This window comes from Bacillus pacificus (assembly GCF_020861345.1).
Classification (GTDB): domain Bacteria; phylum Bacillota; class Bacilli; order Bacillales; family Bacillaceae_G; genus Bacillus_A; species Bacillus_A pacificus.
The window spans coordinates 1,071,008-1,090,220 of the sequence record NZ_CP086328.1; the positions used below are offsets into that span (position 1 = coordinate 1,071,008).

Here is a 19,213-nt window from a genome sequence, read left to right on the forward strand (position 1 = left end):
TTTTGTTATAATAGTAAGGTTTCTTGAAAAAGTAGATATATTTTAGGCAGATTGGTTTACAACTATAATAAGCTGTACTATAATTCAAATAGATATAAATCGGAATCATTCTGAATTAAAATAGGTGAGATGCTATGAATAATATATTAGAAATAGAAGGATTGTCATTTCGATATGAAGATCGAAATGTGTTAGAAGATATAAATTTGCAAGTTCCGAAGGGAGCTTTTTTAGGTTTAGTTGGGCCAAATGGTTCAGGGAAATCAACTTTGCTAAAATGTTTATTAGGCGTTTTAAAGCCAAAACAGGGAAGCATTCGTTTGTTTGGTGTTGATAGTAAGAAGTTTAAAGAATGGAACAAAGTTGGTTATGTGTCGCAAAAGGCAAATAGCTTTAATTCTGGTTTTCCGGCAACTGTGTTTGAAGTTGTGTCAATGGGACTCGTTTCGAAAAAAGGGTTGTTTCGCTTTTTTACGAAAAACGATAAGAAAAAGGTAGAAAAAGCGATTGCTGATGTAGGAATGAGTGAGTTTCAAGGACGTAATATTGGAGAACTTTCTGGTGGACAACAACAGCGCGTATTTATTGCTCGTGCGCTCGTTAGTGATCCTGAATTACTTATTTTGGACGAGCCCACTGTTGGAATCGATGTGAAGAATGTAGAAAGTTTTTATGAGATATTAGAGGATTTAAACAAAAGGCTAGGAATTACATTAATTCTCGTTACGCATGATATGGGAGCTGTTACCGAGAAGGTAACACATGTTGCATGCTTAAACCAACATTTACATTTCCATGGAAATGTAGAAAAGTTCCGAGAGTTAGAAGATGCAGAAATGTCCGTCTTATATGGACATCATGTTCATCGTTTAGAACACGAGCATGAGCATCACGGGAGGATATAATGATACAAGATTTTTTACAATATGACTTTTTACGTAACTCTTTATATGCAGGGATTTTAATAGGACTTGTTGCGCCACTTATCGGTGTATTTGTTGTCATTCGTCGTATGTCGCTTATTGCAGATGCGTTAAGTCACGTGACATTATCGGGTATTGCTGCAAGTTTATTACTAGAAAAAACAATTTTCACAGGAGGATTTTTAAATCCGTTATATATGGGTATGATTTTTTCTATGGGTGGGGCGTTACTTATTGAAAAACTACGTACTGTATATAAACATTATCAAGAATTAGCAATTCCAATTATTCTTTCAGCAGGAATGGGGATTGGCGTTATTTTTATTTCACTTGCAAATGGATTTAACACAGATTTATTTAGTTATTTATTTGGTAGTGTAAGTGCTGTAACAAGTACGGATTTAATAATCATTGGCATTGTAGCAATTGTTGTTATTGTAACGATTACTTTATTATACAAAGAGCTATTTTTACTATCGTTCGATGAGGAATACGCTGTATCAACCGGTTTGAGTGCAAAGTGGATTCACTTTATTTTCATTATATTGGTTGCGCTTGTCATTGCGGTATCAATGCGTGTAGTAGGGGTTCTTCTCGTATCATCATTAATGACGTTACCAGTTGCAGCAAGTATTCGTATTGCGAATGGATTTAAACAAACAATTTTCTTCTCCATTTTATTTGGTGAAATTGCAGTAATTGGTGGAATGTTTGCTTCGTATCAACTTGATTTAGCACCAGGTGGTACAATTGTTATGATAGCGGTTCTTATTTTAATTGGTGCGATTTTATGGAAAAAGAAAAAAACTGCATAAAGTAGGGATAGATATGAATCTAACAGAAGCTTTACGCCTAATGAAAGATAAAGGATACAAACATACTGGGAAAAGGGAAGAAATGCTCAGGTTATTTGCAGCTCACAATCGTTATTTAACGGCGAAAGACGTTTTAGAGCATATGAAGGATGATTATCCAGGTCTTAGTTTTGACACGATTTATCGTAACTTAACGGTGTTTGCTGAAATCGGTGTTTTAGAACAAACGGAATTAAACGGTGAAAAACATTTTCGTTTTACATGTTCTATTATGGAACATCATCATCATTTTATTTGTTTAGATTGTGGAGGGACGAAAGAGATTACTTCTTGCCCGATGGATTTTATGAATAAAGATTTTAACGGTTATGAAGTAACTGGTCATAAGTTTGAAATATATGGCCGTTGTCCAAAATGTGCAAAGTAAAAGCTCGTCAGTTCTATAACTGACGAGCTTTTTTACGTAGAAAAGAAGGTTGCTCACAAATGTTGTGGGCAACCTTCTTTTTATTTTATTGTTCTTGTGTTTCTTTTTCTTTTTCTCGTTCAGCAGCCATTTCAGCAGCAATTACGTCGATTTCTTTTTTCAGTTCTTCTACCATTATTTCTTCTGGTACTTTACGAACGACTTGCCCTTTACGGAATAATAGTCCTTCTCCGCGCGCGCCGGCAATACCGATATCAGCTTCACGAGCTTCACCAGGACCATTTACAGCGCAGCCAAGTACTGCAACTTTAATTGGTACTTGTAGTGTAGAAATATACTCTTCCACTTCGTTAGCGATACTAATTAAATCAATTTCAATACGACCGCAAGTTGGACAAGAAATAAGTGTTGCTGCATTAGATGCAAGGCCGAATGACTTTAATAGTTCACGCGCAACTTTTACTTCTTCAACTGGGTCAGCACTTAATGAAATACGTAGTGTATTTCCGATGCCTTTACTTAAGATTGCTCCAAGACCAGCGGCACTTTTTACAGTTCCGGCAAATAACGTTCCAGATTCTGTGATACCTAAATGTAGTGGATAATCAAAAGCACGTGCAGCTTTTTCGTATGCTTCAATTGCCAAGTTAACATCAGAGGCTTTCATAGATACGATAATATCATGGAAATCTAAGTCCTCTAAAATTTTAATGTGATGTAGGGCGCTCTCAACCATACCATCTGCAGTTGGGTATCCGTACTTTTCCAAAATGTGACGCTCTAATGAACCTGCGTTTACACCGATACGGATTGGAATACCACGTTCTTTTGCTGCATTTACAACAGCTTCTACTTTATGGCGACGACCAATGTTACCTGGATTGATACGTACTTTATCAATGCCGCCTTCAATTGCTTTTAAAGCAAGGCGATAATCAAAATGAATATCAGCAACAAGTGGAATGTTGATTTGTTTTTTAATATCAGCAATAGCATTTGCTGCGCGTTCGTCTGGAACAGCAACACGCACGACTTGACAGCCAGCTTCTTCTAAACGTTTAATTTCAGCAACTGTTGCTTCAACATCATGTGTTTTTGTTGTTGTCATACTTTGTATAATTAATTCATTATTACCGCCAATTGTTAAATTACCGACTTTAACTGGACGTGTTTTTGTACGATGAGTCATTTCATTCACGAATAGATCGCTCTCCTTATAAAAGAAGTTTCTTATTTAGTCCCTTATATCAATGATAGTATACGTGATACAGGGCTATAGAAACCGAAGTGCTCGGTTTCACTTTTACTATTGTATCAGCGCCTTTATGTAATTGACAAGGATTAAGTGATTGCTTATTGATATAACGGGAATTTATAAGACTTTCCAAGTTGTATTTTTGTAGCAGGTGTATTTTTATTTAATTGTTTAAAATCATCAATTACTTTTTCGATAGAAGGAATTTTTTTCTTATTGATCGCTTCTGTAATGGAAAGAACCGTATCACCTGTTTTGACTTCAATTGTTTTATAAGTGACATCTGTTTCTTTTTCCGCTTTGTTTTCTTTTTTTTGTTTTGTATTTGTACTTTCTTGTTTTATCGTTTCGGCCGCATTTGTCTTTTTATATGAACTTAACATCGGCAAAGTGCCAATCTTTATATCGTAATAAAATATATAACCAAGAACAAGCACAAATAAGAATATACCTAATCTCTTCATATTCTTCACTCCTTTGCTAGGAATATATGCTTGTCCAAAAAAAAAATGCCTATTTAGACATTTTTTTCGTTCGGTTTTGGAATTTCTTTAATTGTTAAGTATAGAACAATTAAAACAACTGCGATATAAATGAATGTTGAACCAGGTACAACGATTTTGAATAAATCCATAATCATAAAGAAGATTGTTGGAATTGTGTAGCTGTAAGCAGTTAACGTCCATACTTGCTTATAAGATAATTTACGTTGACCACTCATAGCAGAACCGATAAACGCAAGTAAAGTAATTCCTAAGAAAGTAATGAACAATTGGAATAGATATACTAACACGCCGATAACAGCTAGTAAAATTGGATAAATACTATCGAATACTGAAATGAAATCTTGCAAATCTTTTTTCTCAAGAGATGTGCCTAATAAATCATTGTAGGAGTATGTTTGCGTCTGGCCATTTCCTATAGAAACTACTTTATCTTTTAAAATAAATAAACCAGTTTTATTTTGATACTTTTCGATATCTGTTGTATTTGGATCAAATACGAAAAGAGCATCTCCCTCTTCTTTTTGAATAGGTTGTTCAATATCAGCTTTTAGTTCACCATTTTCGATTTTAAAATCAGGTAAATCTTTTTCAATTGCTTGATTTACCATAGTAACACTATCTTGGATAAAGCTACCGTAAAAGAATGTTCTTGGAATAGTAGTGATTAGACAAAGTAGCATAATATACAAAATGGTTTTTCCGATTTTTTGAAAACGGAATAGCGCCATATCTTTAGGCGAATATACGCTTTTGACTAATTGGGTAAATATGGACATAGATTCACTTCCTTTATGTATGTATAAAATCATTGTAACGTAGGAATCTAGGGAATCTCAAGATATATTATATTTACATATAGTAGAGACAACTAAATTTCTTTTTATTAATTTTCTTCTTTTAAATGAGAAAAATACAATTGACACTTTTCTTTTCTATATGGTAAATTTATCTTACATTTCTTAAAGGATATATCCGATAGGAATTCCTTTATTTGATGTATTGTTACATACATAATTGTGGACCCTTAGCTCAGCTGGTTAGAGCAGACGGCTCATAACCGTCCGGTCGTAGGTTCGAGTCCTACAGGGTCCATATCCATTTCACGTGTTTATTATGTCAGTAGGAAGCTTCCTTGTAGAAGGGGGCTTTTTTTATGAAATATATGAGCATTTTAATTGAAAAGAAGTGGGAATTTTGCTACTTTAATGATAGCAAGACAATGTGATTTATTTGTTTGCACCCTATGGCAATTAGGGTAGAATGTAGTTGTATGTCACTTAAGTGGCAATACATAAACTGGGAGGAATATAACAATGGCAAAACACGAATTACCAAATTTACCTTATGCGTATGATGCTTTAGAGCCTCACTTTGACAAAGAAACAATGAACATCCATCATACAAAACACCATAACACGTACATCACAAACTTAAACGCTGCTTTAGAAGGTCATGCAGAATTAGCTGACAAAAGCGTAGAAGAATTAGTTGCAAACTTAAACGAAGTACCAGAAGCAATTCGTACAGCAGTACGTAACAATGGTGGCGGACATGCTAACCACACATTCTTCTGGACGATCTTATCTCCAAACGGCGGTGGACAACCAGTAGGCGAACTTGCAACTGCAATTGAAGCGAAATTCGGTAGCTTCGATGCATTCAAAGAAGAATTCGCAAAAGCTGGCGCAACTCGCTTCGGTTCTGGTTGGGCTTGGTTAGTAGTAAATAATGGTGAGTTAGAAGTAACAAGCACGCCAAACCAAGATTCTCCTCTAACTGAAGGTAAAACTCCAGTTATCGGTTTAGATGTTTGGGAACATGCTTACTACTTAAATTATCAAAACCGTCGTCCAGACTACATCGGTGCATTCTGGAACGTTGTAGATTGGAACGCTGCTGAAAAACGTTACCAAGAAGCAAAATAATTGTAATAACGATAGAAAAAGCTAGGAGAATGCTCCTAGCTTTTTTCTATGCTTTCCTTTTACATAATTGGGCTTGTCTTTGGAAGACTAGAACATGAAGTAAAGGAGAGTTGTGTATGAAGTGGAAACATATAATTGGTGATGTTGAAGTGAATCGGGATTTAGTGTTATTACTCCTTATTGGAGGTTTATACACGCTCGCAATTTCTTTATCGAATACGTTTGTTAACATTTATTTATGGAAACAAACACAAAATTATGTGAATCTCGGCTTGTATAATTTGGCCAGCGTTGTATTGCAGCCCCTCACATTTCTTATAGGTGGGAAATTAGCGAAGCGTATTGATCGCTCGATCTTGTTACGAATAGGCGTAGGCACGTTAGCAATTTTTTTTATCGTTGTTTTAGTAGCGGGAAAAAGCGCTTCTCACTATATTTTATTAATGGGGGCTCTTTTAGGAGTCGGATATGGTTTTTACTGGCTCGCGTTTAATTTATTAACATTTGAGATTACAGAACCAGAAACAAGAGATTTCTTTAACGGGTTTCTTGGGCTTCTTACATCCTTCTCTGGCATGATTGGACCGATAGCAGCTGGATACACAATTTCACGTATGGAAAAGTGGAGTGGTTATACGGTCGTATTCTTCCTCTCGTTACTGTTATTTGCAATTGCTGTCGTTTTAAGCTTTTTTGTATCTAAGAGAGAATGTGAAGGTCGTTATGAGGTTACACAAGTTTTGAAAGAGCGACGGATTGATAAAAATTGGGGGAGAATTACACGTGCTCATTTTTTCCAAGGATTGAGAGAGGGAACATTCATTTTTGTTATTTCAGTATACGTGTACTTAGCAACCGATAGTGAGCTTGCATTAGGGAAATATAGCTTAGTAAATTCTGCTGTATCATTTGTATGTTACTATTTAGTTGCTCGTATGTTAAAGAAAGAGTGGCGAAAAAAAGCAATTTTACTTGGAGGCATTATTTTATATGCTGTCGTATTTTTAGTTATATTCAATGTTACATACACAAAATTACTTATTTATGCAGCATGCATTGCGATTGCATACCCTATTTTACTCGTTCCATATGGATCGATGACATATGATGTAATTGGTAGAGCGAAAAATGCGAGAGAGTGGCGTGTAGAGTATGTTGTTGTCCGAGAATTATGGTTAAATGCTGGGAGAATTTGTTCAGTTTTAAGTTTTTTATGTGCTGTATTATTCTTTCCGCCTGAAAAGAGTTTACCTTTCTTACTATGTATTTTAGGTGCTGGACATTTTCTTATTTATTTTGCAGTTAAAAATGTCAAATATGATGAAGGAAATGCAGGGAACACAAGTGTTGTAGCACAAGGAACCACGCAGAATCAAACAGAACCAGAAGGTTAACTTATCGTTTGTTTTATGCTAGAATAGAAAAAGATGTAAGACAGCAGTGAGGACACCTGTATGAAGGTGTCCCTTTCAAATTACATAGCTGTTGGTAGAGGGGGTTTGTATGGGTAAGAAGCAGAAACAACAAAAGAAAAAGACTCACGTTCCTTTTCGGTTAAACGTGCTGTTTTTCTGCGTGTTTTTAATGTTCTCCGCGGTTATTGTAAGGCTTGGATATGTACAAATTGTTCGCGGTGAGGAATATAAGAATGAAGTGGAGAGGAAAGAAAACTCGACGATAAGTAATCCTGTACCACGTGGGAAAATATTTGACCGTTATGGGCGACCTGTAGTAGATAATGCAGCTGTACGTACGATTACATTTACAAAAATGAAAGGATCAACTGCAGAGGCTCGCTTAGAAACAGCGAAAAAATTAGCAGATTTGATTGAAGTACCGACAGATAAATTAACAGATCGCGATAAAAAAGATTATTGGCTTGCTATTCATAAAGAAGAAGCGCAAGAAAAAATTACGAAAAAGGATCGTCAAGAGTTTAAAGATAAAAAAATTGACGATAAAGAATTAGATGAGCGTCAACGAAATCGCGTGACGGAAGAAGAAGTGAATCAATTATCTGCAAAAGATTTAGAAGTGCTAGCGATTAAAAGCAAAATGGACGGCGGATATGCGATGACGCCACAAGTCATTAAAAAGGATGCTACAGATGAGGAATATGCGATTATTAGTGAAAATTTAGCGCAATTGCCGGGAGTAGATACAAGTGTCGATTGGGAACGAAAATATGCATATGATGGCGATTTGTTCCGAAGTGTACTTGGAGGTGTAACAACTTCTGACGAAGGTTTACCGAGAGAAAGACTAGATTACTATCTTGTTCGTGATTATAATCGAAATGACCGCGTAGGGAAAAGCTATCTTGAGCAGCAATATGAAGATAGTTTGCACGGTAATAAAGCGGAAGTGAGAAATATTACGGATAAAAACGGTAATATTTTAGAAACGATTAATGTATCAAAAGGGCAAAGTGGTAACAATCTGAATTTAACAATTGATATGGAATTACAAAAGCGTGTAGAAGAAATTATCACGAAAAATTTATTGAGATATAAAGGGGGACAACCTCTTTTAGATCGCGCATTCGTTGTAATGATGAATCCAAAAAATGGTGAAGTTTTATCTATGGCAGGGAAACAGTTAGTAGAAGAAAATGGCGAGACGAAAGTGCAAGATTTCGCATTAGGAACGATGACAAGTTCTTATCCGATGGGATCAACTGTAAAAGGTGCGACAGTACTTACTGGGTATCAGACAGGTGCCATTCAACCAGGTTCAGTTCAACTTGATGAACCAATCAGATTAAAGGGAACGCCACAAAAATCTTCTTGGAAGACGATGGGATACATTAATGATTTAACAGCATTAAAAATGTCTTCTAACGTATATATGTTTAAAACAGCGATGAATATCGCAGGTGTTCAATATGTAAGAGGTGGTACGTTAGATATACCACAAAAAGCATTTGATACGATGCGTTATTATTTCGGACAGTTTGGACTTGGTGTAAAAACAGGTATCGATTTACCAAATGAATCTGCGGGTCAAACAGGTAGAGGAAATCAGCCAGGTTTCTTATTAGATTTATCAATTGGGCAGTATGACACGTACACACCACTTCAATTAGCACAGTATGTTTCAACAATTGCAAATGGTGGTTACCGTATGCAGCCGCAAGTTGTAAAAGAAATTCGTCAACCGGAAGCGAAACAAGGCGAAGTTGGAAAAGTCGTTCACTCAATGGAACCGAAAGTACTAAACCGTATTGATATGCCTGAATCACAAATTAAACGTGTTCAGGAAGGATTTAGACAAGTATTTAATGAGTCTGGTGGTACAGCTGCGAAATACTTTACAGGCGCATCATATAAAGCTGCTGGTAAAACAGGTACAGCTCAAACTGTGTATGGCGGAGATAAAGAGATTGGTAGAAAAGCAAACGGTGAGCGTAAAGAAACATATAACTTAACATTAGTAGGTTATGCGCCACTTGAAGACCCTGAAGTAGCATTTTCTGTTGTTGTACCTTGGGTAGATGATAAATCAGGTATTAACGGTTATATTAGTCGTGACATTATGGACGCGTACTTTGATTTGAAAAAGGTAGAAAATGGCGAAGCTACACAAGAGGAAATAGATAAGAAAAATAAAAAGCAAGATGATGAATAAAAAAGTTGTAAAAAAAGCACACTATCTGAAAAGATAGTGTGCTTTTTTTTATGGTTCATGCATACGTTTTAATAAAGTGGACAAGCAGATTATATCGGAATTTTAAGGGACCTCGCAAATAATACGTATGCATTCACTATGGGAGTTATGGACCAATCCTTAGTGAAGATGAACGGTGGCTACAGATTAATAATTTACCTAATGTTGATTCTTGTGGAACTTTACAAAACTTTTACAAACAATTAAAACCGAATTAATAGTTTAGCAGTATTCTTATATCTGTAATCCTGTTATTTCCGGTTACTTCTAGGAGGAAGAACACGTGAAATGGATAAGTGCATCGATTAAAGTTTTCATACTGTCGACATGTTTCTTTTATGTTGGCACGTCTACTGCATTTGCTGTGAATGAAATGGGAGAAGTGAGAGTTGATGGATCCTCAACGGTTTTTCCTATTATAGAAGCAGTAGCGGAGGAATATACAAAGGTGCATCCGAACGTGAAAATTTCCATCAGTGTTTCTGGAACAGGAGGAGGATTTAATCGTTTCAGTAAAGGAGAAGTAGATATAAATAATGCTTCGAGAGTAATGAAACAAGTGGAAGAAAATGAAATGAAGAAAAACTCCATTCAGTTTACACCGTTTGAAGTCGCTTATGATGGTCTTACAATCATTGTGAATCGTCAAAATACTTGGGTAGACAATATGACGGTAGACGAGTTACGTCTATTATGGAGTGAAGATGAAAGTGAAAAGCGATGGTCACAAATTCATTCATCATGGCCACGTGAACAGGTAAAGTTTTATGCGCCAGGTGTAGACTCTGGTACGTATGATTATTTTCAAAATGTCATCTTACAAAAAAGTCGCATTGTAAAAAAAGTCTCTTTGTCTGAAGATGATCAAGTTATTATGCAAGGGGTAATGAATGATAAAAATGCCATTGGTTTTGTAGGATATGCTTATTATATGGCCAATCGAGATAAGGTGAGAGCAATAAAAGTGAATGGTGTACTTCCGACGAAAGATACCATCCAATCAGGTGAGTATAAGCCGTTATCTAGGTCGCTATTTGCTTATGTGAATCATGCATCTATCCGAAATAAAATGAATGTAGCAAATTATATTGAGTTTATGATTCAGCATGTGGGTAATCTTGCTGAAGAGGTTGGATATGTAAAATTACCAAAAGAAAAATACAATGAACAGCTGCGGATGTTAACAGAAATAAAAAGGTAATGTCAGGGTGGAAAGGGGTTTTCATCTTTGGCTTATAATGACAAAAGTCAAATTACATTTTCTGTACAACATTTGATTGAAAGAAATACAAAACATAGAAAAAAAACGCAGCGAATCAATCGAATCGTTCCATTATTACTAAAAATAATTGCTAGCGTGTCTATTGCGACGACACTTGGAATTATTTTTACGCTTTCTAATGAAACAATAATGTTTTTTAAAAAAATATCATTGCTCTCCTTTTTGACAGAGAAAGAATGGTTACCTTTTTTTGAAAATCCTAAATTCGGTATATTACCACTTATATGTGGAACGGTACTTGTAACAGCAATCGCTATGTGCGTAGCAGTTCCTATCGGTTTAGCGTGTGCCGTATTTTTAAGTGAATATGCTTCAAACAGTGTAAGAAAAGTATTAAAACCGATGTTAGAACTATTAGCAGGTATCCCGACAATTGTATATGGCTTTTTTGCATTAACAGTTGTTACACCGCTTTTACAACGGATTATACCTGATTTACAGTTTTTTAATGCGATTAGTCCAGGTGTTGTGATTGGCGTTATGATGATACCTACAATTGCCTCTCTCTCTGAAGACGCAATGAGAGCTGTAGCGAAAGGAACGAAAGAAGCTTCGTTAGCACTTGGAGCAACTCGGTTTGAGATGGTAAAACAAGTCGTGTTTCCTTCGGCTTTTACAGGGATTATGGCAGCGATTATATTAGCTGCTTCCAGAGCAATCGGTGAAACGATGATTGTTGTAATTGCAGCGGGATCCACGCCGAACGTATCGCTCGATCCGACACACTCTATTCAAACGTTAACGGCTTATATTGTGCAAGTGAGTTTAGGTGATGCTCCGCATGGAACAATTACTTATTACAGCATGTACGCTGTAGGCGCAACGTTATTCTTATTTACTTTTATCATGAACATCATTTCTCAGTTTATTATGCGCCGTTTTAGGAGGGTGACATAATATGCGAATGTTGAATCATAAAAAAATACAAGAAAATATGGCATCACGTTTTTTAAAAGATCGAGTTTACAAAACGTTATTTTATATAGCTATTTTGTTTTCAATAGTAATACTGCTTATTTTGCTTTTTCAAATTTTTGAAAAAGGTATAAGTTATCTTTCGTTAGAGTTCTTTACAAACTTCGCTTCGCGTAATCCGAAAGAAGCTGGGATCGCTGCGGCATTGTCAGGAACAATATTGTTTATGAGTATTGTTATACCAGTCTCCTTTATATTTGGAGTCGGAACTGCTCTTTATTTAGAACAATATGCGAAAGAATCTATATTTAAAAAGGTAATAGAAATTAATAATCAAACGTTAGCAGGAGTACCTTCCGTTGTATTTGGATTACTCGGCTTAACTATTTTTGTATATGCTCTTCATTTAGGTGAGAGTATCATTGCGGCGGCACTGACGATGAGTTTACTCGTCTTACCTACAGTTGTTGTAGCAAGTCAAGAAGCGATACGATCAGTACCAAGCTCATTATTAGAAGCTTCTTACGGATTAGGTGCTACGAAGTGGCAAACGATGTATCGAATTGTATTGCCATATGCTTTCCCAGGAATTATAACGGGTTGTACGTTAGCGATATCAAGATCGATTGGAGAAGCGGCACCGTTATTAGTTATTGGGGCACTTGCATTTGCAAATTATGTTCCGTTTAGTATGTTTGATAGATTTACAGTTTTACCAATTCAAATTTTTAATTGGATGAGTAGACCGCAAGAAGAATTTCAGTATGTAGCAGCTGCTGGGATGATTGTTTTGTTAGGTTTATTGCTCTTGATCAATATATTTGTCCTATGGTTACGAAATCGAAAATAAGTTGGAAATGGATGAAAGGGGAATTCAAATGGTAGCAACAGTAGTAAATGTACAGGTGAAAAACGAGGAGAAAATTGAGACTGCGCCAAAGAAAGTAGTATTTGATACGAAAAACTTAAATTTATGGTACGGAGAAGACCATGCCTTAAAAGATATTAACTTAAGCATTCATGAGAATGAAGTTACGGCAATTATCGGGCCAAGTGGTTGTGGTAAATCAACGTACTTAAAAACATTAAATCGTATGGTAGAGTTAGTACCAATCGTGCGAACTACAGGCGTAATTGAATATAGAGAGCGCAATATATTTGATAAATCATACCCAGTTGAAGAATTACGAACACATGTAGGAATGGTGTTCCAAAAACCAAATCCATTTCCAAAATCTATTTATGAAAATGTAGCATACGGCCCGAAAATTCATGGTATTAGCGACAAGAAAACGTTAGATGAAATTGTTGAAAAAAGTTTACGTGGAGCAGCGATTTGGGATGAGTTAAAAGATCGTTTGCATGATAATGCATACGGTTTATCTGGTGGACAGCAACAGCGTCTATGTATCGCACGTTGTTTAGCGATTGAACCAGACGTTATTTTAATGGATGAGCCAACATCGGCACTAGATCCAATTTCAACATTAAAAGTAGAAGAATTAATTCAAGAGTTAAAGAAAGATTTTAGTATCGTTATCGTAACGCATAACATGCAACAAGCTGCGCGTATTTCAGATAAAACTGCTTTCTTCTTAAGTGGAGAAGTTGTGGAGTATACAGATACAAATAAATTATTTACGACACCTTCAGATAAGCGTACAGAAGATTATATTACAGGCCGATTCGGTTGATGTCGCTAGCAAGGCTAAGAGCAAATACCCTCTTAACAGAGGGTATTTCTTATTTTTACCTCATTTAAATTAGAGAAGTAATACTTCTCCTATCTTAAGGCTTATATAAGTAGGCTAGGTAGGAGAGTTATATATATTGGCACATAATATTGAGGGGGAAGAAACAATGGTACGAGAACAATTTCAATGTGATTTAAAAACGTTACAGCAAAAGGTGATTGAGCTTGGTGAACTAGCGAGAGAAGCTTTATTGCTTGCTATGGAAGGGCTTCATAAAAAGGATGTAGAGAAAGCGTTAGAGGTAATAGATGGTGATTATCGTATGGATAATTTAGAAGAGGAAATAAATGATCTTGCGCTTATGCTCATTACGAAGCAGCAACCTGTAGCAAGTGATTTAAGAAGGATTTTCATTTCAATTAAAACAGCGACAGATTTAGAACGTATTGCAGATCATGCTGTTAATATTGCGAAATCAACCATTCGTCTCGGGGAAAAAGACGTGTCTGTTAGTTTGCACAATCTTGATGAGATGTTTGCGATTGCAAATAAGATGTTACAGTTAGCGCTAGATGCATATGAGCAAGAAAATTTAACTTTTGCGAAGCAAATTGCCGAAATGGATGATTCTGTTGATGAAATATATGGGAAAGCGATTCGTGAATTTATATCTTCAGTTCCAGAACAACCAGAAGCAATTACACAAATTACACAATTATCCTTTGTAGCGAGATATATCGAACGTGTAGCAGACCATATTACAAATATTGCTGAAAATGTTTTTTATTTAGTAAAGGGAAAGCATTACTTATTAAATGAATAAAGAAAAAAGCAGGTGAAACATCACCTGCTTTTTTTAGTCAAAACATGACAAAAAAAGCTCGTTGTTTCCTTTAGTTTATGATGATAAGATGTATCATAATATAATGGAAAAAATAGGGCGTATATGTTATTCGCTTATTAAGTAATATTTTAAAAGTTAATAGTAAGCGCTTTCTTCAGTTGTTGGAAGGTGAATGTATATAAGGGGAACTTTACTGCCTGTCGGCCCGATTGGTCAAGGCTAATAATTAGTAGGGGATGAAGAACCCCCCACTAATGAAATTTTTATACTGCTAGTTAATGATGGGTAGATAATATACATATCGTATATGAAGATACTGAACATTATATAAGTGGAGGCTGAAGTATATGAAGGGGGTTATTTTAGCTGGAGGAAAAGGACGACGCCTTAGACCATTAACATGTAATACTCCAAAGCCGATGTTGCCATTATTAGAAAAGCCAGTTTTAGAATACAATATTGAATTATTGCGTCAGCATGGTATACGTGAGATTGCAATTACTGTTCAGTATATGAGTAGGGCTATTAAGCAATATTTTGGTGACGGTAGCAAATGGGGCGTTAACTTGTACTACTTTGAAGACTCTCCACCGCTTGGAACTGCAGGTAGTATTAAACAAGCGGAAAAATTTTTGGATGAACCGTTTGTTGTCATAAGTGGGGATGCGTTAACTGATTTTCAATTATCAGAAGGAATTACGTTTCATGAACAAAAGAAAAGAATGGTAACTATGTTTGTAAAGGAAGTAGAAAATCCACTCTCATTTGGTTTAGTTGTAATGAACAAAGAACAAGAGGTTACACGATACATAGAAAAACCGAGTTGGAATGAAGTAGTCTCTAATATTGTGAATACAGGTATATATATTATGGAGCCAGAAATTTTTTCTTACATACCGCCCCGAGAATTTTTTGATTTTAGTCAAGATGTGTTTCCGTTATTGGCAAATAAGAACGCATTATTTGCATATTTGTCAGAAGGTTACTGGTTAGATATCGGTACATTTGATCAATATCGACAAGCACAATTTGATTTGTTAACGAAAAAATTGCAAGTACCTATTCCATATACGGAAGTATTACCGATGGTATGGATGGGAGAAGGGGTAACGATTGGAAAAGGAACGAAAATTCACGGTCCTTCTTTTATTGGTGAAGGAGCAAGAATTGGTGCTGGATCTGTAATTGAGCCATACTCTATTATCGGGAAAAATAGTGTTGTTTCAAGTTATTCTCATCTTCAAAAGAGTATTATTTTTGCAAATGCGCACATTGGGAAATATTGTGAGTTACTAGAAACGACAATAGGAGAACATACAATGGTGGAAGATGACGTTACATTATTTCAAAAAAGCATTGTAGCGGACCATTGTCATATAGGGAAAAGTACGGTAATTAAGCAAAAGGGAAAACTATGGCCATATAAGGCGATTGATAGTCATTCGGTAGTAGGATCGGCTGGTGTTCAAGAAAGTGAGAAGAGTGCAGGATGGTTGCAAAAAAGCCGCATTGTAGGAAGAGGTAATGTGGAGATTACGCCTCAATTTATTGTAAAGGTTGCGATGGCGTACGGATCTCTTTTTGCCAAAGGGGAAAGTATATTAATCGGGAGTCAAGAACATATAGAAACGACTTCTTATAAAAATCTTTTTCTTCATGCAATTCATGGTATTGGGATTCATACGATGGAATGCAAAGAAATGAACGAATCACTTTTTCAGTACAGCATTCAAGATTTGCAATGTGCGGGCGGGGTTTTCATTCAAGCGGAAAAAGAAAAAGAGATTGTTATAAAGTTGTATGGTAAGGATGGGGCACAGTTAACGTATAAGCAGCAAAAAGCGATAGAACAAGTGTATATGTCTGAGTCGTTTTATTACGTATGTGAGAAGGAAATGGGGCGGAATAAGCTAGTACACGTTTCTTTACATAATTATATAGAGGCTGTATTAGAGCGTATTGATATTGAGAAAATAAAAAAACAGAAGTTTCATCTTCTTATTAATAAGAGAAATGATATGTTACAACATTTGCTTATGCTCTTTTTGCAAAGGCTCGGATGCACAGTTACGTGGATTTATGCGGGCGAACAAAAGGATCATGTGAAAGCTTTGATGAAATCAAGTAAAGCAAATATGGCGCTTATGTTTTCAGAGCAAGGAAATTATTTCGAGTTATATGATAATCATAGTAATATTTACCAAGGGACGGATTTTGAAGAGATTGATATTCCAGATTTATTACTGGAATCGGCAGGAAATATTTACCCAATGTCTTTGAAATTAGGAGAATGTTATCTTCTATTTTATACGCAGGATGAAAAAAAATCGTTTCAAGCGAGATGGAAGCGAGATATTTTATATCGAATTGGAAAATTATTCGAGTTAATAGCATTGCAGGGAAAAACCTTTCTCAGCATAGTAGAGCAATCACCGCCGCTTTATTTACTTTGTGATGAAGTTGTATGTTCATGGAATGAAAAAGGGAAAGTGATGAGGAAATTATTGGCTGATATCGAAAGGAAGGAAGAAGGCATATTTGAAGGAGTACAGTTCAAATATACCGAAAAAGAGTGGTCTTATATCGTTTCTGACACAAAACAACCGAAATTTTTAGTGTATTCACATGCTAGAAACCCAGTAATAGCAAGGGAAAACATGAAAAATCTTATAGAAAAAATTAGACAATATCAAAAGGTGTAGAATTTTTATTTTAAAAGTGGTATTATAGTATAGTCTGATTTAAGTTATTAGTACTGGAGGGAAATAAGAATGCGTGTGAATATTACTCTAGCATGTACAGAATGCGGAGATCGTAACTATATCTCAAAGAAAAACAAACGTAACAACGCTGAGCGTATCGAGCTTAAAAAGTATTGCAAGCGTGACAAGAAGTCTACGTTACACCGTGAAACAAAGTAAGCAGTAGGAATATTTTCCTACTGTTTCTTTTTTTATTCGATTCCTCTCTTAAAAGTGATACACTATCATCGTAGAGCAAAGTATCACTGTGAGGGGGGAAATGTGTGAGAGAAGAGAAACTACGTTTACGTAAACAAATAATAGAGCACATGAATTCTTTATCAAAAGAACGGTATACAACTTTATCAGAGCAAATAGCATTTTCGTTGTATGAGCAAAAAGAGTGGGCTGAAGCTAAAACAATTGGAATCACTCTCTCAATGGAAAATGAAGTGAATACATATCCTATTATCGAAAAAGCTTGGGAAGAAGGAAAGAAAGTTGTCGTTCCGAAGTGTAATAAAGAAGCAAGAACAATGTCCTTTAGGAAAATTAGCAATTTTGATCAGTTAGAAACAGTGTATATGAATTTACGTGAGCCAATTCCAGCGCTTACGGAAGAAGTGAATGCAGATGAAATTGACCTTCAAATTGTACCAGGTGTAGCTTATACAGAGCGAGGAGAACGGATTGGATATGGTGGTGGCTATTATGATCGTTATCTCATGCATTATAAAGGGAAAACGCTATCATTAGCTTATAGTTTTCAAATGGTAGACCATATTCCAATAGAGCCGTTTGATAAAAATGTAGAAAAAATTATTACAGAAAAAGGAACAATGGTTAAAAATGGGCTTGTATAGACAAATAAAAATTGACGAGACTTTTTCTTCTTGATTATAATAAAATATGTGAACGTTTTCTTATTATAATTTTTTATAGTAAGTGAGCATAGAGGGTGATGAAATGGTATCTATATATGATATTCAGCAATTGCTAAAGAAATTTGGTACGATTATTTATACGGGAGATCGAATTGCAGATTTACAATTAATGCAAGATGAATTGCGTGAATTAAATCAATCACAGCTAATCGATCCACAAGACTATCAAACAGCTTTATTTTTATTGAAGCAAGAAATTCAAAAAGAGCTAAATAAGAATTAGATAAAGGTAGGTAAGCAACATGGAAGAGAAATGGTTAGTTGGTGTTGACCTTGGTGGTACAACGATTAAATTAGCATTTATTAATGTATACGGTGAAATTTTACATAAGTGGGAAATCCCTACGAATACAAATGAGCAAGGAAAACATATTACACTTGATGTAGCGAAAGCTATTGATAAAAAGTTAGAAGAGTTAGGCGAATTAAAAAGTAAGTTAATCGGTATTGGTATGGGAGCTCCTGGCCCTGTACACGTGGCGTCTGGAATGATTTATGAAGCGGTTAACTTAGGATGGAAGAACTATCCGTTAAAAGATTTATTAGAAGTAGAAACAGGATTACCTGTTGTGATTGATAATGATGCGAACTTAGCAGCGCTTGGTGAAATGTGGAAAGGTGCTGGTGAAGGAGCAAAAGATTTAATTTGTATGACGCTTGGCACTGGTGTTGGCGGCGGTGTAATTGCCAATGGAGAGATTGTACACGGCGTAAGCGGTGCTGCTGGTGAAATCGGACACATTACAGTCGTTACAGAGAATGCTTTCCCGTGTAATTGCGGGAAGTCTGGTTGCCTAGAAACTGTAGCATCTGCAACAGGTATTGTGCGTGTTGCTATGCAAAAAATACAAGAGACTGATAAAGAAAGTATTCTACGTTCTATGTTAGCAGAAGAAGGACGTATCACATCAAAAGACGTATTTGAAGCACATGGACAAGGTGATGAACTAGCAGGCGAAGTAGTAGAAAAGGTAGCTTCTTATTTAGGATTAGCTGTAGCAAACCTTTCTAGCACGTTGAACCCAGAGAAAATCGTTATTGGCGGAGGTGTTTCTAAAGCTGGAGATGCACTATTAGAACCAATTCAACGCTATTTTGAGCAATATGCTTTCTCACGTGCTGTAAAGAGCACGAAGTTAGCTATTGCAACACTTGGTAATGATGCAGGTGTTATCGGAGGAGCTTGGCTTGTAAAAAAGCACAAATACGAAGCGAAGATGATATAAGTTGTGAAGTATGAAAAGAGGAAGGGGAAACCCTTCCTCTTTTTGTGCGA

At 35.8% G+C, this 19,213-nt stretch carries 19 protein-coding genes and 1 tRNA gene; 17 read left to right on the top strand and 3 right to left on the bottom strand.

What is annotated here, in order from left to right; genetic code table 11:
• Positions 1 to 134: 134 nt before the first annotated feature.
• Genes LMD38_RS05570 through LMD38_RS05580 form a run of 3 tightly spaced genes read left to right on the top strand, consistent with a single transcriptional unit; the run spans position 135 to position 2,165 of the window.
• A complete protein-coding gene (locus tag LMD38_RS05570) occupies positions 135 to 905 on the top strand; it encodes a metal ABC transporter ATP-binding protein (RefSeq protein ID WP_001059653.1) in 771 nt (256 codons plus the stop codon).
• Positions 905 to 1,738, top strand: coding sequence for a metal ABC transporter permease (locus LMD38_RS05575; protein ID WP_000613827.1), 834 nt, complete (start codon positions 905 to 907; stop codon positions 1,736 to 1,738). The genes LMD38_RS05570 and LMD38_RS05575 overlap by 1 nt, the downstream gene beginning before the upstream one ends.
• Positions 1,739 to 1,751: 13 nt before the next feature.
• Positions 1,752 to 2,165, top strand: coding sequence for a Fur family transcriptional regulator (locus LMD38_RS05580; protein WP_001054512.1), 414 nt, complete (start codon positions 1,752 to 1,754; stop codon positions 2,163 to 2,165).
• Between the two features lie 85 nt (positions 2,166 to 2,250).
• Here LMD38_RS05580 and ispG read toward each other — a convergent pair whose 3' ends face one another.
• From ispG to LMD38_RS05595, 3 genes are all read right to left on the bottom strand, one after another.
• On the bottom strand, positions 2,251 to 3,354 hold the full coding sequence (gene ispG / locus LMD38_RS05585; protein WP_011040674.1) for a flavodoxin-dependent (E)-4-hydroxy-3-methylbut-2-enyl-diphosphate synthase: 1,104 nt from the start codon (positions 3,352 to 3,354) through the stop codon (positions 2,251 to 2,253).
• Positions 3,355 to 3,518: 164 nt separating this feature from the next.
• Entirely contained in the window at positions 3,519 to 3,884 is a 366-nt protein-coding gene (locus LMD38_RS05590) for a hypothetical protein (RefSeq protein WP_000825406.1), read from the bottom strand.
• Between the two features lie 53 nt (positions 3,885 to 3,937).
• Positions 3,938 to 4,702: a DUF1189 domain-containing protein gene (locus LMD38_RS05595; protein ID WP_061184075.1), complete on the bottom strand. Its 765-nt coding sequence runs from the start codon at positions 4,700 to 4,702 to the stop codon at positions 3,938 to 3,940.
• Between the two features lie 242 nt (positions 4,703 to 4,944).
• Here LMD38_RS05595 and LMD38_RS05600 point away from each other — a divergent pair.
• The 14 genes from LMD38_RS05600 to glcK all read left to right on the top strand — a co-directional run bounded on the left by LMD38_RS05600 (position 4,945) and on the right by glcK (position 19,163).
• Positions 4,945 to 5,018 (top strand) — tRNA-Ile (locus tag LMD38_RS05600).
• A 221-nt stretch (positions 5,019 to 5,239) separates the two neighbouring features.
• Positions 5,240 to 5,851 (top strand): superoxide dismutase [Mn], encoded by a 612-nt coding sequence (gene sodA / locus LMD38_RS05605; RefSeq protein ID WP_001052031.1) that lies wholly within the window; start codon positions 5,240 to 5,242, stop codon positions 5,849 to 5,851.
• A 116-nt stretch (positions 5,852 to 5,967) separates the two neighbouring features.
• Entirely contained in the window at positions 5,968 to 7,245 is a 1,278-nt protein-coding gene (locus LMD38_RS05610; protein ID WP_016718490.1) for an MFS transporter, read from the top strand.
• Between the two features lie 109 nt (positions 7,246 to 7,354).
• Entirely contained in the window at positions 7,355 to 9,478 is a 2,124-nt protein-coding gene (locus tag LMD38_RS05615; RefSeq protein ID WP_000516829.1) for a peptidoglycan D,D-transpeptidase FtsI family protein, read from the top strand.
• 322 nt (positions 9,479 to 9,800) lie between these two features.
• The gene (gene phoX, locus LMD38_RS05620) at positions 9,801 to 10,718 is read left to right on the top strand and encodes a phosphate ABC transporter substrate-binding protein PhoX (RefSeq protein WP_062821273.1); all 918 of its coding nucleotides are present in this window, start codon (positions 9,801 to 9,803) and stop codon (positions 10,716 to 10,718) included.
• Positions 10,719 to 10,745: 27 nt separating this feature from the next.
• Positions 10,746 to 11,696, top strand: a complete 951-nt coding sequence (pstC, locus tag LMD38_RS05625) for a phosphate ABC transporter permease subunit PstC (RefSeq protein WP_062821274.1) — start codon at positions 10,746 to 10,748, stop codon at positions 11,694 to 11,696.
• A 1-nt stretch (position 11,697) separates the two neighbouring features.
• Positions 11,698 to 12,564 carry a phosphate ABC transporter permease PstA gene (gene pstA, locus LMD38_RS05630; RefSeq protein WP_062821275.1) on the top strand — a complete coding sequence of 289 codons (867 nt, stop codon included), beginning with the start codon at positions 11,698 to 11,700 and terminating at the stop codon, positions 12,562 to 12,564.
• 28 nt (positions 12,565 to 12,592) lie between these two features.
• Positions 12,593 to 13,408 carry a phosphate ABC transporter ATP-binding protein gene (pstB, locus tag LMD38_RS05635; RefSeq protein ID WP_000226683.1) on the top strand — a complete coding sequence of 272 codons (816 nt, stop codon included), beginning with the start codon at positions 12,593 to 12,595 and terminating at the stop codon, positions 13,406 to 13,408.
• Positions 13,409 to 13,574: 166 nt separating this feature from the next.
• Entirely contained in the window at positions 13,575 to 14,231 is a 657-nt protein-coding gene (gene phoU, locus LMD38_RS05640; protein ID WP_000251231.1) for a phosphate signaling complex protein PhoU, read from the top strand.
• Positions 14,232 to 14,599: 368 nt separating this feature from the next.
• Positions 14,600 to 16,954: a sugar phosphate nucleotidyltransferase gene (locus tag LMD38_RS05645; RefSeq protein WP_062821276.1), complete on the top strand. Its 2,355-nt coding sequence runs from the start codon at positions 14,600 to 14,602 to the stop codon at positions 16,952 to 16,954.
• Positions 16,955 to 17,023: 69 nt separating this feature from the next.
• Positions 17,024 to 17,173 (top strand): 50S ribosomal protein L33, encoded by a 150-nt coding sequence (rpmG, locus tag LMD38_RS05650; RefSeq protein ID WP_001265616.1) that lies wholly within the window; start codon positions 17,024 to 17,026, stop codon positions 17,171 to 17,173.
• A 104-nt stretch (positions 17,174 to 17,277) separates the two neighbouring features.
• Positions 17,278 to 17,856 carry a 5-formyltetrahydrofolate cyclo-ligase gene (locus tag LMD38_RS05655; protein ID WP_001206422.1) on the top strand — a complete coding sequence of 193 codons (579 nt, stop codon included), beginning with the start codon at positions 17,278 to 17,280 and terminating at the stop codon, positions 17,854 to 17,856.
• Between the two features lie 103 nt (positions 17,857 to 17,959).
• Positions 17,960 to 18,160 (top strand): YqgQ family protein, encoded by a 201-nt coding sequence (locus LMD38_RS05660; RefSeq protein WP_000253699.1) that lies wholly within the window; start codon positions 17,960 to 17,962, stop codon positions 18,158 to 18,160.
• 19 nt (positions 18,161 to 18,179) lie between these two features.
• Entirely contained in the window at positions 18,180 to 19,163 is a 984-nt protein-coding gene (gene glcK, locus LMD38_RS05665) for a glucokinase (protein WP_000391706.1), read from the top strand.
• The last annotated feature ends 50 nt before the right edge of the window (positions 19,164 to 19,213 follow it).